This is a genomic window from Micromonospora sp. NPDC049559 (assembly GCF_040676675.1).
Lineage (GTDB): Bacteria > Actinomycetota > Actinomycetes > Mycobacteriales > Micromonosporaceae > JBFAPK01.
This window is the reverse complement of record NZ_JBFAPK010000007.1, coordinates 129,163-142,973: the sequence shown is the minus strand read 5'-3', so window position 1 is coordinate 142,973 and position 13,811 is coordinate 129,163. Positions and strand designations below refer to the sequence as shown.

General features: G+C 74.7%; 14 protein-coding genes. 11 read left to right on the top strand and 3 right to left on the bottom strand.

Annotated features, from left to right (window positions below; translation table 11 throughout):
* The first annotated feature begins 453 nt into the window (after positions 1–453).
* From folP to AB0J86_RS11610, 7 genes are all read left to right on the top strand, one after another.
* Complete coding sequence (folP, locus tag AB0J86_RS11640; protein WP_363856037.1) at positions 454–1,311, top strand: dihydropteroate synthase; 858 nt, start codon at positions 454–456, stop codon at positions 1,309–1,311.
* 78 nt (positions 1,312–1,389) lie between these two features.
* On the top strand, positions 1,390–1,758 hold the full coding sequence (folB, locus tag AB0J86_RS11635) for a dihydroneopterin aldolase (protein WP_363856035.1): 369 nt from the start codon (positions 1,390–1,392) through the stop codon (positions 1,756–1,758).
* Positions 1,755–2,282 (top strand): 2-amino-4-hydroxy-6-hydroxymethyldihydropteridine diphosphokinase, encoded by a 528-nt coding sequence (gene folK / locus AB0J86_RS11630; RefSeq protein ID WP_363856033.1) that lies wholly within the window; start codon positions 1,755–1,757, stop codon positions 2,280–2,282. The genes folB and folK overlap by 4 nt, the downstream gene beginning before the upstream one ends.
* Before the next feature lie 172 nt (positions 2,283–2,454).
* The gene (locus AB0J86_RS11625; protein WP_363856031.1) at positions 2,455–2,976 is read left to right on the top strand and encodes a DUF3180 domain-containing protein; all 522 of its coding nucleotides are present in this window, start codon (positions 2,455–2,457) and stop codon (positions 2,974–2,976) included.
* 192 nt (positions 2,977–3,168) lie between these two features.
* Positions 3,169–4,476, top strand: a complete 1,308-nt coding sequence (locus AB0J86_RS11620; RefSeq protein ID WP_363856030.1) for an ABC transporter permease — start codon at positions 3,169–3,171, stop codon at positions 4,474–4,476.
* Positions 4,477–4,527: 51 nt separating this feature from the next.
* On the top strand, positions 4,528–4,836 hold the full coding sequence (locus AB0J86_RS11615; protein ID WP_363856028.1) for a hypothetical protein: 309 nt from the start codon (positions 4,528–4,530) through the stop codon (positions 4,834–4,836).
* A 131-nt stretch (positions 4,837–4,967) separates the two neighbouring features.
* Positions 4,968–5,459 (top strand): hypothetical protein, encoded by a 492-nt coding sequence (locus tag AB0J86_RS11610; RefSeq protein ID WP_363856026.1) that lies wholly within the window; start codon positions 4,968–4,970, stop codon positions 5,457–5,459.
* Positions 5,460–5,603: 144 nt separating this feature from the next.
* Here AB0J86_RS11610 and AB0J86_RS11605 read toward each other — a convergent pair whose 3' ends face one another.
* Positions 5,604–6,563 carry an ATP-binding cassette domain-containing protein gene (locus tag AB0J86_RS11605; protein WP_363856163.1) on the bottom strand — a complete coding sequence of 320 codons (960 nt, stop codon included), beginning with the start codon at positions 6,561–6,563 and terminating at the stop codon, positions 5,604–5,606.
* A 92-nt stretch (positions 6,564–6,655) separates the two neighbouring features.
* On the opposite strand from AB0J86_RS11605, the gene AB0J86_RS11600 reads away from it, so the two are divergent.
* From AB0J86_RS11600 to AB0J86_RS11585, 4 genes are all read left to right on the top strand, one after another.
* Positions 6,656–7,345 (top strand): ABC transporter permease subunit, encoded by a 690-nt coding sequence (locus AB0J86_RS11600; protein WP_363856024.1) that lies wholly within the window; start codon positions 6,656–6,658, stop codon positions 7,343–7,345.
* 106 nt (positions 7,346–7,451) lie between these two features.
* Positions 7,452–8,180, top strand: coding sequence for an ABC transporter permease subunit (locus AB0J86_RS11595; protein WP_363856023.1), 729 nt, complete (start codon positions 7,452–7,454; stop codon positions 8,178–8,180).
* 391 nt (positions 8,181–8,571) lie between these two features.
* Positions 8,572–9,579, top strand: coding sequence for a glycine betaine ABC transporter substrate-binding protein (locus tag AB0J86_RS11590; protein ID WP_363856021.1), 1,008 nt, complete (start codon positions 8,572–8,574; stop codon positions 9,577–9,579).
* A gap of 196 nt (positions 9,580–9,775) precedes the next feature.
* On the top strand, positions 9,776–11,620 hold the full coding sequence (locus tag AB0J86_RS11585; RefSeq protein ID WP_363856019.1) for a hypothetical protein: 1,845 nt from the start codon (positions 9,776–9,778) through the stop codon (positions 11,618–11,620).
* Between the two features lie 19 nt (positions 11,621–11,639).
* Here the strand turns inward: AB0J86_RS11585 and AB0J86_RS11580 are convergent, their stop codons facing one another.
* Both AB0J86_RS11580 and AB0J86_RS11575 read right to left on the bottom strand, forming a co-directional pair.
* Positions 11,640–12,803, bottom strand: coding sequence for an NADH-quinone oxidoreductase subunit D (locus AB0J86_RS11580; RefSeq protein WP_363856017.1), 1,164 nt, complete (start codon positions 12,801–12,803; stop codon positions 11,640–11,642).
* Positions 12,791–13,768 (bottom strand): SAM-dependent methyltransferase, encoded by a 978-nt coding sequence (locus AB0J86_RS11575; protein ID WP_363856161.1) that lies wholly within the window; start codon positions 13,766–13,768, stop codon positions 12,791–12,793. Before AB0J86_RS11575 ends, AB0J86_RS11580 begins: the two co-directional genes overlap by 13 nt.
* Positions 13,769–13,811: the final 43 nt, after the last annotated feature.

Here is a 13,811-nt window from a genome sequence, read left to right as displayed (position 1 = left end):
CGCTTCGCGGCGCCTGAGGGGCGGTGTCTTTCCTTCCGCGGCGGTGTGGGTGGGTGGTCGGCCGCCGCGACGCGTCAGTGCAGACACCGCCGGCGCGGCTGCGCTCGCTCGCTGTGCTGCTGCGCTCGCGTCGCTTCGCGGCGCCTGAGGGGCGGTGTCTTTCCTTCCGCGGCGGTGTGGGTGGGTGGTCGGCCGCCGCGACGCGTCAGTGCAGACACCGCCGGCGCCGCTGCGCTCGCTCGCTGTGCTGCTGCGCTCGCGTCGCTTCGCGGCGCCCGAGGGGCGATCGTCCTTCGCCCGCGGGGCGTGACGGCTTCGCCGCACGCTCCTCGGCTCCAGGACGACGCCGGCGCCGCTGCGCTCGCTCGCTATACCTCTGCGCTGGCTCCCGGGGATTGAGCGCGCGGGCCGCGCCGACGGAGCCGGCGGCGGGGGGTCGGCTACCGTCTAGCCGTGACTGATCTGCTGCGGTCCAGCTCACCGGTGGTGATGGGGGTGCTCAACGTCACGCCGGACTCGTTCTCGGACGGCGGGCGGTACGCCGACCTCGACTCGGCGGTCCGGCACGGGGTGGCGATGCACGTGGACGGGGCGGCCCTCGTCGACGTCGGCGGGGAGTCGACCCGGCCCGGGGCGGACCGCGTGGACGCCGCGACCGAGGCGGACCGGGTCCTGCCGGTGATCCGCGAACTCGCCGCCGCCGGCGTACCGATGAGCATCGACACGACCCGCGCGCGCGTGGCGGCGGCGGCGCTGGCCGCGGGCGCGGCGGTGGTGAACGACGTCTCGGGTGGGCTCGCGGACCCGGACATGGCCAGGGTGGTCGCGGAGGCGGGTTGTCCGTGGGTGCTGATGCACTGGCGTGGGCACTCCCGGCGGATGCAGGACCTCGCGGTCTACTCGGACGTGGTCGCCGACGTCCGGGCCGAGCTGGCGCAGCGGGTGGACGAGGCGCTCGCCGCGGGCGTCGCCGCCGACCGGATCGTGATCGACCCGGGTCTGGGCTTCGCCAAGCGCGCCCCCGACAACTGGCAGCTCACCGCCCGCCTGCCGGAGCTGCTGGAGCTGGGGTTCCCGCTGCTCTTCGGGGCGAGCCGGAAGTCGTACCTCGGTGCGTTGCTGGCCGGGCCGGACGGTGGCGCGCGGCCGGTCGCGGAGCGCGAGGCGGCGACCGTCGCCACCAGCGTGCTGGCGGTGGCCGCCGGGGCGTGGGGGGTACGGGTGCACGACGTGCGCGGTACGGCGGACGCGCTCGCGGTGTGGCAGGCCAGCGGGCGGCCCCGGCTGGCCCAGCGGGTGGAGGCGCGATGAGCCGGCTGGAAGGCGCCGTGCGTCGGGTGGAGGCGCGATGAACAGGTTGGAAGGCGTCGTGAGTCGGGTGGGGATGCGATGAGCACGGACCGGATCGCGTTGACGGGGCTGCGGGCCTTCGGCCGGCACGGCGTCTACGACTTCGAGCGGCGCGACGGGCAGGACTTCGTCGTGGACGTGGTGCTGGAGCTCGACCTCGGCCCGGCCGCCCGTACCGACGACGTCGCCGACACCGTCCACTATGGCGAACTCGCCGAGCGGCTGGTCGCCATCGTCTCCGGCGAGCCGGTGAACCTGATCGAGACGCTGGCGGACCGACTCGCGTCGGCCTGCCTCGCGGACCCGCGGGTGGCGGCCGCCACCGTGACGGTGCACAAGCCGCGCGCACCGATACCGCACGAGTTCGCCGACGTGGCGGTCACCGTGACCCGGGGGAGGCGGCCGTGACCAGGGCGGTGCTCTCCATCGGCAGCAACCTCGGCGACCGGATCGGCCACCTTCGTACGGCGGTGACGGCCCTGCGGGAGGTGCTGCTGGTCGCCTCGGGCGTGTACGAGACGCCGCCGTGGGGCGACACGGAGCAGCCGCCGTACCTGAACGCGGTGCTGGTCGTCCGGGACCCGGGCGCGACCCCCCGGGACTGGCTCGACCGGGCGCGGGCGATCGAGGAGGCGGCGGGGCGGGTCCGGGATCCGCTGCGGCGGTTCGGGCCGCGCAGCCTCGACGTGGACGTGATCGCCGTCTGGGACGAGGCCGGGGAGGCGGTCCTCAGCGACGACCCCGAGCTCACCCTGCCGCATCCGCGGGCGCACCTGCGGGCGTTCGTACTGCGGCCGTGGATCGACGTGGAGCCGTACGGGCGGCTCCCCGGGCACGGCTGGCTCACCGACCTGCTGAACGCGCAGCCGGTCGCCGGGGACGTGGCGGACCTGAGCCCTCGACCAGAACTGCCGTTAGAGTCGGTTCAATGAACGAGCGCAGCGATTGGGACGGTGGGTTCGGCGCCGCGGCGCGGCCCGGCGCCCGCGGACACCGCTCGGGCGGCGGTGGCCGGACGACGCCGCGCCGCTCCGCCCGGTCGCCGGGGAGCCGGGGCGCGAGCGACGATTCGCGGGGTCGCGGCGGGCGTGACGAGGTGGCGCGATGACCGATCGGCAGTCGCCGCCGCGCGGTCCCGCGCCCGAGCGCGGCCGGATGGGGCCCACCCGGCCGGCCAGCCTGATCGTCTCCGGCCTGGCCGCGGCGGCCCTGGCCTGGCTGTTGATCAGCACCTTCTACCAGGACATCCCGGGTCTGCCCTGGCTGCCGGCGGTGACGATCGCCGCCCTCGCGGTGCTGGAGGGGTACGCGGCGGTGAACACCCGGGCCCGGATCGAGCGGCGACCGGGGCGTGATCCGGTCGACCCGCTGGCGGTGGCGCGGTTCGTCGTCCTCGCCAAGGCCTCCTCGCTGGCGGGCTCCATCTTCGCGGGCTTCTACGCGGGCACCACGGGCTGGTTGATCCTCGAGCAGACCAGGGCCTCGTACAACGATCTTCCGGCTGCCAGTACCGGGCTGGCGGGGTCGCTCGCGCTGGTGGGCGCGGCGCTCTGGCTGGAGCGGTCCTGCCGGGTGCCGAAGCGGCCCGACGACGACGAGCGCGAGGACCGCGACCGCCGCCCCTGACGGGCGCGCGTCGCGGGCCCGGCCTGCTCGGGGGTTACGCGAGGCCGCGATCGGCGAGTACGGTGCCTGGCGACCGGTCGATTCCGGGCGCCGCGTCGCGCCCGTCCGGCCCGGTCCGCTCGGCCAGCTCGGCCCCACCATCCGGCCCCGCACGCTGACTGGTCGACGGGACGACCAGAGGAGGCGCGCGACATGGCGTACGACGAGTCGATCTACCGGCGACGCGGTGACGACGGCGCGGAGCGGGTCGGTGACGGGACGCTGGACGACCTGGGGTACGGCGAGTCGAGGTACCGGGACGAGGGACGTCACGGCGGCAGCTTCGTCGCCGACGTGTACGAGCCGGCCACGGAGCGCACCGAACCGCAGCCGGACGGACCGGTCGACGACGGCTACGACGACCCGATCGACGGTGACGGGGGCCGGGACCGGCTGGCGGTACACCTGATCTGGGAGGTCGTGCTCCTGCTCGGGGCGGGCGCGCTGGCGTACCTGATGTACCGGGACTACCCGGGCGAGCTGCGCGGCGCCGGGCTGAACCACCTGCTGGTCGCCGGTACGGCGCTGGGGCTGCTGGCTCTCGGGGCGGGCCTCACGCTGCGGGCCGGCGTACCGAACCTCGCGATCGGGCCGGTCGCGCTCGCCTCGGCGCTGCACTTCGCCGAGAACGGCGACCGGGGCGTGATCGAGGCGATGGCGCCCGCCACCGTGACCGTGGCGCTGCTCGGACTGGCGGTCGCGGCGCTGGTGGTGGGCCTGCACGTCCCGTCGTGGGCGGCCAGCCTCGCGGCGGCGCTCGGCGCGATCGTCTTCATCCAGCAGCGGGTGGCGCCGGTGCAGGTGCAGGGCGACTACGACCCGACCGGCGAGGCCTGGTACCTCGCGGGCGGCTTCGCCGCGCTGGCGGTACTGGGTGGGCTCCTGGGCACCATCAGGACGCTGCGCCGCACCGTCGGCCGCTTCCGCCCGGTCGGCGATCCGGCGGTACGGCGCGGCGCGCTGGCCGGCGTGGTCGTCGCGCTCACCCTGGTCGTGTCGATGATCTTCGCGATGCTGGCCGGGGTACTGATCGCCGCGAACGGCACGGGGCCGGTGCGCCCCACCTCCGGGCTGGAGTGGACCGGGCTGGCGCTGGGAGCGGTGCTGGTGGCCGGCACCAGCGCCTTCGGCCGTCGCGGCGGGGTCCTCGGCACGCTCCTGTCGGTCTCGCTGCTCACCCTCTTCATCACGTACGCCGACCGGCGGGAGTGGCACATCGCCCTCGCGGCGATCGCGGCCGTGGTCGTCGCGGGCGGTCTGCTCGTGACCCGGCTCGTGGAGTCGTACGGGCGCCCGCGCCCCGGCGGGCCGGACGACCTGTGGCGCCGCGCCCCCGCCGGTACGCCCGCCCCGAGTTGGGAGAGCCCCCGGTCGGACCGGGCGGACTCCTGGTCGTCCTCGCTGCCGGCCCAGCGCGCCGAGAGTCGGGTGGACCCCTGGGATCCCGACCGCTGGCGCTGACCTGCGGACTTGAGTTGGGTACGCCGACCCGCGCCGGTTAGGCTCGGCGGTATGACCGAATCGTCGACCGGCGGCCCGACCACCCCCTCCTTCGCCGAGCTGGATGCCCTGTCCACAGAGGAGCTGCGGGAGCGGGCCTTCGCCCGGGCCCGGGACCGTCGCGACGTCGGCTTCTTCTGGTCGGTACTGCGGCACCTGCCGGACGCGGACGAGGCGTCGGTGCTGGACGGCTCGCCGAACTCGGTCGGCCCGACCGTCGACGAGGCGGTGGCGCTCTGGCGGGAGCTGACCGGGCACGGGTACGAGGAGGCGGCGCCGCTGCTGCGGGCGGCCTTCATCGACTACCTGTCGAAGCACTGACCGGCCGGCGCGCGCCCAGCCCCGGATCGCCGCAGGACGGGCGGATCGCCCGATCGGCTCAGCGGGGGCGGATCGCCGCATAGCGGCCGGTCAGGTTTGCCGGTGGAACGGCGCGGGGCATTTACCGCGCCATGGCTCTCACCAACCGTTACAAGACCACCACCGGTGCGGGCACCCTGACCGCACTCGTCCTGGTCCTGGTCTTCGGCAGCCCCTGGTACGCCGACTGGGCCCGGGACAACACCGACGCCGGTACGGCGGGCGGCTGGTTCCTGCGCCTGCTCAACTGGCCCGCCTGGCGCTTCGACTCGAACGACTCGGTCCAGGACGTCTTCGCCGCCGACCTCAAGGCGATCCTGGTCGTCGCCCTCACCGCGCTCTTCCTCCACCTGCTGCCCGGCTCGCAGCTGGCCCGGGCCCGGGGGACGCTCAGCCAGCTCCTCGCCGGCTGGTCGGCGTACGTCTTCGCGGGCGCGTTCGCCGGGCTGCTCGCCGCGCTGATCGTCAGCAACCCGTCGCTGCTCGGGGCGTTCGAGGCGGCGGGCGCGGGCGCCGGGTACGGCTTCTTCGTCGGCTGGATCATCGGGATCGCGACGCTCGGCGGCTGGCGCGGTCCCCGCTGACCGGTGGTGGGCAAGCCCGTACGGGGCCGCCCACGCACCCCGAGCCCGCGGCCGGGTCCGGCCCCCTTCCCTCGCCGGACCCGGCCGCGGCAGGTCCACCGCGGCAGGTCCAACCGCGACCGGCCAGCTCGCCGCGGGTCTTGCCTAGGCCCGCTCGGCGGGGTAGTCGATGCTGAGGATCCGGTGCCGGCTGAGCAGGCCCACCGGCTCGGTACCGTCCACCACCCGAGCCTCGTCGGCGTTCGCGGTCAGCAGTACGGCCAGCGCGTCGTAGAGCGAGGAGCCGAGCGCCACCGTGGGCAGGTCGGTGGGGGCGGTCGGGCCGGGCCACGGTGCCAGCATCTCGGCGGTGATCGCGGTGACCGCGAGGCGTCGGATGCCCCGGTCGGCCCCGACGAACTCGCGCACGAACGGGGTCGCCGGCTCGCCGAGCAGGGCGGCCGGCGAGTCGTACTGCTGGAGCTTGCCACCCTCGGAGAGCAGGGCGATCCGGTCGCCCAACCGCACCGCCTCGTCCAGGTCGTGCGTGACCAGCACGATCGTCTTGCGTACGTCGGCCTGGAGGCGGAGGAACTCCTCCTGGAGCCGGGTCCGCGCGATCGGGTCCACCGCCGAGAACGGCTCGTCCATCAGCAGCACCACCGGATCGGCCGCGAGCGCCCGCGCCACGCCCACCCGCTGGCGCTGCCCGCCGGAGAGCTCGTGTGGGTAGCGGTTGGCGAACTGGGCGGGGTCGAGCCCGACCAGGTCGAGCAGCTCGTCGGCCCGGCCCCGGATGCGGGGCCGGGACCAGCCGAGCAGCCGGGGCACCGTACCGACGTTGGCCCGTACCGTCTGGTGTGGGAAGAGGCCGACGTTCTGGATGACGTACCCGATCCGGCGCCGGAGCCGGACCGGATCGGCGCGGGTCACGTCCTCGCCGTCGAGCACGATCCGGCCGGAGGTCGGCTCGATCAACCTGTTGATCATGCGGAGGACGGTGGACTTGCCGCAGCCCGACGGGCCGACGAGCACGACCAGCTCGCCGGCCTTCACGGTGAGGCTCAGGTCACCGACGGCCACGGTCCCGTCCGGGTACTGCTTGCGTACCGATTCCAGCGTGATCGTCGCGGCGCCGCCGGTGGCGCCGCCGGGCCCGGCCGCGGGCGTGGTGTGCTGCGGAGCGGGGGAACCGTCCGGCGGGGTAGCGTCCACGTATGTCCTTCCAGCTGAGCTACCAGGATTACCCGGGTAATCCGTGGTTTTCCTGGCAGTACGTGCGGGACAACTCCGACACCATCCTCGCCGCCCTGCGCGAGCACGCCGAACTCACCGTGCAGGCGGTGCTGATAGCCGCGGTGGTGGCTGTCCCGCTGGCGGTCGCGGCGTACTGGTTCCGGCCCCTCACCGGGCCGATTCTCGCACTCTCCGGGGTCCTCTACACGATCCCGTCCCTGGCATTGTTCGCCTTCATCGCCCCGTACGTCGGCACCGGCACCGGCACGGTGCTCATCGGTCTGGTCCTGTACGCGCTCCTGCTGATCATCAGGAACGCGCTCGCGGGGCTCAACCAGGTACCGCCGGAGGTGCGCGAGGCGGCGCAGGGCATGGGGTACGGGCGCTTCGCCCGGCTGTTCCGGATCGACCTGCCGCTTGCGCTGCCCGGCATCCTCACCGGGCTGCGCCTCGCGACGGTCTCCACGGTGGCGCTGGTCACGGTCGGGGTGCTGGTCGGCCACGGCGGCCTCGGCCAGCTCATCCTGGGCGGCTTCCGTAACAACTTCTACCGGGCCGAGATCCTCACGGGTACGGTCCTCTGCGTGGGGCTCGCGCTCGTCCTCGACCTGGTGCTCGCCGGGATCGGCCGGCTGTTGACGCCCTGGATCGCCCGTCGGACGGCATCATGACGCCGGCGGACCCCGTGGTGACGCGGGCGGGCCGGGCCGGGACGTCGGCGGACTCCGGCGTGACGCGGGCGGGCCGTACCGTGACGGTGGCCGGGGAGGAGCCGCGATGAACCCGGTCGAGCAGGCGATCGTCTGGCTGAACGACCCGCTGAACTGGACCGTCCCCGGCGGGATCCTGGACCGGCTCGGCGAGCACCTCGCCATCTCGGCGGTGGCCGTCGCGCTCGGCTGCCTGGTGGCCTGGCCGATCGGGCTCTGGCTCGGGCACACCGGCCGGGGCGGCGGCGTGGTCGTCGTCATCTCGAACGTGACGCTCGCGATACCCACCATCGCGCTGCTGACCATCCTGCCGTTGACCTTCCTCGGCTTCGGGCGCCCGCCCGTGATCATCGCGTTGGCGGTCTTCGCGGTCCCACCGCTGCTCGCGAACGCGTACACGGGCGTGCGGGAGGTGGATCCGGAGACCCGGGACGCCGCGCGGGGAATGGGGCTCTCCGGGGGCCAACTGCTGCGCTGGGTGGAGCTGCCGCTGGCGCTGCCGTACCTGGCCGCCGGCTTCCGTACCGCCGCCGTGCAGGTGGTGGCCACGGCCGCGCTCGCGTCGTTCGTGAACGGCGGCGGCCTCGGGCAGATCATCAGCGCCGGCTTCGGGTTGGGCATCGCGAGCGGCGGCGGGCAGATCCTCGCCGGCGGCGTGCTGGTCGCGGTCCTGGCGCTGCTGGTCGAGCTGGTCCTGGCTCTGGTCGAGCGCCTGGTGACGCCCCGCCCGCTGCGGCGTACCCGGGTGCGCGGGCGCGCCGACCGCCGCGCCGACGCGGCGGTCGCCGGCTCCTGAGCGGGGCGCAAACCGCCGGCCGGGGCCGGACCCGGTCCGGCTTCCGGGCGTGGTGCGATCCGGCTTATGAGCGGGGCGCAGTCCGGCGCCTGCGCTGGGCGCGCGACACGGCGCCCGATCTCTGCGCGACACGGCTCCCGAGCGTGGTGCGTTCCTGCCCGGAAGTAGCGCCAAACCCGGCATTCTTCGCGACGATGGTCGAAGTTCCGAAACCGGTGCCCGGATTGCTGACATGGGTATGACGATCTGGTTTCAACTCGGCGGCGAAGTTGTCTGACCGGATGTGAAGATGTTTCCTGGTAGATCGCGGGCGACCACCGGTTTGGCCGTCCGTCGGACACGCGGCCGGACCCACGGGGGGTTCGCGCCGGGACACGGAAGGCGGGCGTCCATGCACGCACGTACACGTATCGCCGTCGGCGCGGCAGGCGCGCTCGCCGCGGCGTCGTTCCTCGCGGGATGCGGGGGTGCCGGCTCATCCGGCACCGAGGCTCCCCGCGGTGGTACCGCCGCCGGGGCCGGTTGTGCCCCGGTCGCCGGCAGCAAGCTGGTCGTCCTGGACGACGACAAGAAGCTCCAGAACACCGACAACGTGATCGCGGCGGTCAACGCCAAGGCCGCGAACCCCGCGCTGCTGGCGGCGGTGGACAAGGTCGCCGCCACGCTCGACACGTCCAAGTTGATCGAGTTGAACAAGGCGGTCGACGTCGACCGCAAGACGCCGAAGGTCGCCGCCGAGCAGTTCGCCTCCGCGAACAACCTCACCGCCGGACTGGCCCAGGGTCCGGGCGGGAAGCTGACCGTCGGCGCGGCGAACTTCAGCGAGAACCAGATTCTCGGCGAGCTCTACCGGATCGCGCTGACCGCCGCCGGGTACCAGGTGACGGTGCAGCAGATCGGCAACCGGGAGCTGTACGAGCCGGCGCTGGAGAAGGGCGAGATCCAGGTGGTGCCCGAGTACGCCGCCACCATGGCCGAGTTCCTCAACAAGAAGGTCAACCCGGGCACGACCACCGAGATCTCCTCGCCCGACCTGGACAAGACGGTGAGCGGACTCCGTACCGTCGGGGAGAAGGTCGGGCTGACCTTCGGCCAGCCGTCCCCCGCCCAGGACCAGAACGCGTTCGCGGTGACCCAGGCCTTCGCCGACAAGTACGGCGTGAAGACCATCTCCGAGCTCGCCGCGAAGTGCTCCGGTAGCGCGACGGTGCTCGCCGGCCCGCCGGAGTGCCCGCAGCGGCCGAAGTGCCAGGCCGGCCTCGTGCAGGTCTACAACTTCAAGGCGGGGAAGTTCAGCTCGCTCGACGCGGGCGGCCCGCAGACCAAGTCGGCGCTGACCACGGGCGCCGCGAGCGTGGGTCTGGTCTTCTCCTCCGACGGCGCGCTGGCGGCCGGCTGACGGTCCGGCTCGTATCTCCGGCGCGGGGGCCGGCGGCATTCGATGCCGCCGGCCCCCGCCTTTTCCGGCCGGCTCCAGCCCCGTTTCGGCTCCGGGCGGGGAGGCGCGCGGGCGGGTTCGACGATTGTGCCGGAATTGGTACGGTACCGATGCCGCCGGTTCACACTTTCAGGAACTCTCGGTAGGCTCCACTGCCATGCCGGACCCGGACAGCGCCGAGCAGCCACGGCGGAATCCGCTGTTGACCGTGTTGTTCTGGGCCGGGGTCGGACTCGCGCCGCTGGCGGCGTTGCTGCTGTTGGTGGGGAGCGGCAACGGCCCGTTGCGGATCGCCGCGGTACTGGCGGTACTGGCCGTCGTACTGATCGGCCTCTCGATAACTTTGCGCGGAAACGCGGACACGGTCCGTAGCGAAATCGAGGAGACGCTCTACGAGGAGATCGACGGTCTCCGCGAGAACGTCCGCAACGACATCGCCGCCGCGGCCCGCGCCACCCACCAGGCGTTCGGCGAGAAGCTGCAGACCCTCCAGAACGACGTCCAGGCGCTCCGTGGCCAGGTGGACGCGATTGCGACGAGCGGCCCGGCCCCGGCGCGCGCCGAGGACGCGCGCGGCGAGAGCGCGCGCGGCGAGAGCGCCCGCGGCGAGGCCGTGCGGGGCGAGCCGGCACGGGGCGCGGCCCACCGGTCCGGCCCGCGCGGGGCCGAACCCGTCGGGTACGACGCCGACCACGATGACGACGATCCGGCCGGTTACGACCAGCCCCGATACGGCCAGCCCCCGCACGGGCGGGGCGGATACGCCCAGGCCGAGGCCGGTCCGGGCGTACCGCGCGGTCACGCCCAGCCGGGTCCGGGGGAGTACGGCGTGGCGGGCGAGTACGGCGCCCGCGGCGGCCACCAGCACCCGGCCGGCGCCGGACAGTACGACCCGCCACCCCCGTACGGGCCGGCGCAGCAGTACGGCGGGGGCCCGCGCGGCGGCCGGGCCGGCGTACCGGGCGGTGGCGAGGCGCCGCCCCGGCCGCACCTGGCCGGCGGCGTGGTACGGCACACCGAGACCGTCCAGGTCACCACCCGCTCGACGATCGTCGGCCCGCACGGGGCCGACCCCGACGCGGCGGCCGGCTACGGCGCGGGCACCTACAGCGGAAACGTCTACGGCGGCGGGAATGTCTACGGCGGCGGGAACGTGTACGGCGCCGGGGCCGGGCACGAGCCGGAGCCGGAGTGGTCGGACGAGCCGCCGCGGGGCCGGCGCGCGGAGCCGCCGCGGGACGAGGGCCGCGCCGGCCGGTGGGGCGAGGGCCCGCGCGACGACGAGCGGGAGGGCCGGGGCGGTCGCCGCCGGCAGGCCGAACCGCGCGACGACGACCGGGGCGAGGACCGGGGCGGCTGGCGCGGCGACGGTCCGCGCGACGACGAGCGCGGCGGCCGGCGGCAGGCGGAGCCGCGTGGCGGCGCGGGCCGGCGGTCCCGGCGCGACGAGGCGGACGACGACGCCGACGCGGAGTACTGGTCCGGCCTGCGGGCCGGCGACCGCTGGGCGTCGGTACGCAGCGACGACCGGGGGCAGGAGGTCCGGATGGGCGAGCGGCGTGCCTCGTTGCACACCGACTCCTCCGGTACGGAGCTGCGGATGGAGGACCGGTGGGCCGAGATGCGCCAGGCGGAGCCGTGGCGCGAGGAGCCGCGGCGGGGCGGCGCGCGCCGGGCCGGGCCGGATCCCGACGAGTACGACCCCGGCGACGCCCGGCGCGGCGGCGGGTACCCGCTGGAGGGCGAGTGGTCCGGCGGCGGTGACCGGCCGGGTGGCCCCCCGGAGTGGCACGCCGACCGGGGCGGGGAGGGCCGGCGGGGCGTGCCGGCGTTGCCGCCCGGCGGGCTCGAACCTCCGGCGCCGTGGCGTCCCGAGCACGGCGAGCCGGGCCGACGGCGCCGGGCGGACGACGGCGAGTACGGCCACCCGCCCGCCGGTGACGTCCCGCGCGCGGGAGCCCGCCGGGCCGGGTACGAGTACTCCGACGAGCGCTGGCGCTGACCCGTCCCGGGACCGGCGGCTACTTGTCGATGTCGCCGACGACGAAGAACATCGAGCCCAGGATGGCGATCAGGTCCGGTACCAGACAGCCGGGGAGCAGCGTGCTGAGCGCCTGCACGTTGGCGTACGAGGCGGTCCGCAGCTTCATCCGCCAGGGCGTCTTCTCGCCCCGGGAGACCAGGTAGTAGCCGTTGATGCCGAGCGGGTTCTCGGTCCAGGCGTAGGTGTGCCCCTCCGGGGCCTTGACCACCTTCGGCAGCCGTACGTTGACCGGGCCGGTGATCCGGTCCACCTCGTCGAGGCAGCGCTCCGCCAGGTCGAGCGAGACGTACACCTGGTCGAGCAGCACCTCGAAGCGGGAGTGGCAGTCGCCGGCGGTACGGGTGACCACCGGCACGTCCAGCGCGCCGTAGGCCAGGTACGGCTCGTCGCGGCGCAGGTCGAGGTCGAGCCCGGAGGCGCGGGCCACCGGGCCGGAGGCGCCGAAGGCGGCGGCCTCCGCGGCGGAGAGCACCCCGACGCCGACGGTGCGGGCCAGGAAGATCTCGTTGCGCCGGATCAGGTTGTCCAGGTCGGGCAGGCGCCGCCGTACCTCGCCGATCGCCTCCCGGGCCCGGCGGGTCCAACCGGCGGGCACCTCCTCCTTGAGCCCGCCGACCCGGTTGAACATGTAGTGGATCCGCCCGCCGGAGACCTCCTCCAGCACCGCCTGCAGCGTCTCGCGCTCCCGGAACGCGTAGAAGACCGGCGTGATCGCGCCGATCTCCAGCGGGTACGAGCCGAGGAACATCAGGTGGTTGAGCACCCGGTTCAGCTCGGCCAGCGCGGTACGCAGCCAGACCGCCCGCTCCGGTACCTCGATGCCCATCAGCCGCTCGACGGCGAGCACGACGCCGAGTTCGTTGGCGAAGGCGGAGAGCCAGTCGTGCCGGTTGGCCAGGACGATGATCTGGCGGTAGTCGCGCACCTCGAAGAGCTTCTCGGCGCCCCGGTGCATGTAGCCGACGACCGGCTCGCAGCTGATCACCCGCTCGCCGTCGAGGACCAGCTTGAGCCGGAGCACGCCGTGCGTGGAGGGATGCTGCGGGCCGATGTTCAGGACCATGTCGGCCGTGTCGAGGCCCGCGCCGGTACCGACGGTCAGCTCGCGGAGGTCACCGGCTTCGGTGGTCATGCCCGCCATCGTGCCATGAGCGGGGCGGGATCGACGCCGACCGGTTGCAGGATCCACCAGTGGCCGCCGAGCCCGGCGGGTTCGGTCAGCTCGGCGGCGGCCGAGGCGGTGGCGAGCGCGCGTACGTAGCCGGCGGGGTCGGTACCGGCCAGCGCCAGCGGCGGGCGTCGCCCGTCCACCCCGAGCGCGCGCAGCGCGTCCCGCTGCCGGAGCAGCGTGTACGGCAGCCCCGCGGCGGCGGACCCGGCCGCGGCGGCGGAGTCGACCGCGACGTGCGCGGTGACGTCGCGCGACCCGTCGGGCAGCGGCGGCACCTGGCGCCCGGCGAGGTACCCGGTCAGCGTGCCTTCCGGCGGACGCTCGGCGGTCAGGTGGCCGTAGTCGACGGCGAGGGCCAGCCCCCGGTCGACGGCGGCCACCGCCTCGGCCCAGGCGGCGTCGCGGCTCAGCCCGATCTCGGCGCGCCCGCCCGGCACCGCCGGCCACCACCGCGCCAGCCAGTCGGCCTCGGCCGGCCCGAGCACCCCGCCCGTCGACTCGGTACCGGTCGCCGGGTCGACCAGGACCCGGTGCCAGCCCGCCGGGCCGACCTCGGCGACGTCGAGCGGTACGTTGTCCAGCCATTCCGTGGCGACCAGCAGGCCGGTCACCCCGCTCGGCAGCGTGTCCCGCCACCGCACGTCCGGCGGCGGCGGGTCCGGTCGGGGCGCGAGTTCGACCGCGGTGAGCCGCAGTCGGCGGGCCAGTCCGGGCGGGGCGAGGCGGGCCAGGGTGCCGAGCAGTTCCGCGCGGCCGGCCCCGACGTCGACGACGTCCAGCGGGTCGGGCCGGCCGAGCGCCGCGTCGAGGAGGTCGAGCAGGCGCAGCACCGCCGCGCCGAAGACGGGTGAGGCGTGCGCGCTGGTACGGAAGTGCGCGGCCGGTCCGGCGCCGGAGACGAAGAACCCGCCGGGGCCGTAGAGCGCCTCGGCCATCGCGGCCCGCCAGGGCCGGGCCGCGGCGCTCACCCGCTCGACC

What these genes read in the sequence shown, in the direction of transcription:
- AB0J86_RS11600 (WP_363856024.1), top strand. Translation starts at nt 6,656, where the DNA reads ATGTCCTTCCAGCTGAGCTACCAGGATTACCCGGGTAATCCGTGGTTT.
- AB0J86_RS11585 (WP_363856019.1), top strand. Translation starts at nt 9,776, where the DNA reads ATGCCGGACCCGGACAGCGCCGAGCAGCCACGGCGGAATCCGCTGTTG.
- AB0J86_RS11590 (WP_363856021.1), top strand. Translation starts at nt 8,572, where the DNA reads ATGCACGCACGTACACGTATCGCCGTCGGCGCGGCAGGCGCGCTCGCC.
- AB0J86_RS11610 (WP_363856026.1), top strand. Translation starts at nt 4,968, where the DNA reads ATGGCTCTCACCAACCGTTACAAGACCACCACCGGTGCGGGCACCCTG.
- folB (WP_363856035.1), top strand. Translation starts at nt 1,390, where the DNA reads ATGAGCACGGACCGGATCGCGTTGACGGGGCTGCGGGCCTTCGGCCGG.
- AB0J86_RS11620 (WP_363856030.1), top strand. Translation starts at nt 3,169, where the DNA reads ATGGCGTACGACGAGTCGATCTACCGGCGACGCGGTGACGACGGCGCG.
- AB0J86_RS11595 (WP_363856023.1), top strand. Translation starts at nt 7,452, where the DNA reads ATGAACCCGGTCGAGCAGGCGATCGTCTGGCTGAACGACCCGCTGAAC.
- AB0J86_RS11615 (WP_363856028.1), top strand. Translation starts at nt 4,528, where the DNA reads ATGACCGAATCGTCGACCGGCGGCCCGACCACCCCCTCCTTCGCCGAG.
- AB0J86_RS11575 (WP_363856161.1), bottom strand. Translation starts at nt 13,768, where the DNA reads ATGGCCGAGGCGCTCTACGGCCCCGGCGGGTTCTTCGTCTCCGGCGCC.
- AB0J86_RS11580 (WP_363856017.1), bottom strand. Translation starts at nt 12,803, where the DNA reads ATGGCGGGCATGACCACCGAAGCCGGTGACCTCCGCGAGCTGACCGTC.
- AB0J86_RS11625 (WP_363856031.1), top strand. Translation starts at nt 2,455, where the DNA reads ATGACCGATCGGCAGTCGCCGCCGCGCGGTCCCGCGCCCGAGCGCGGC.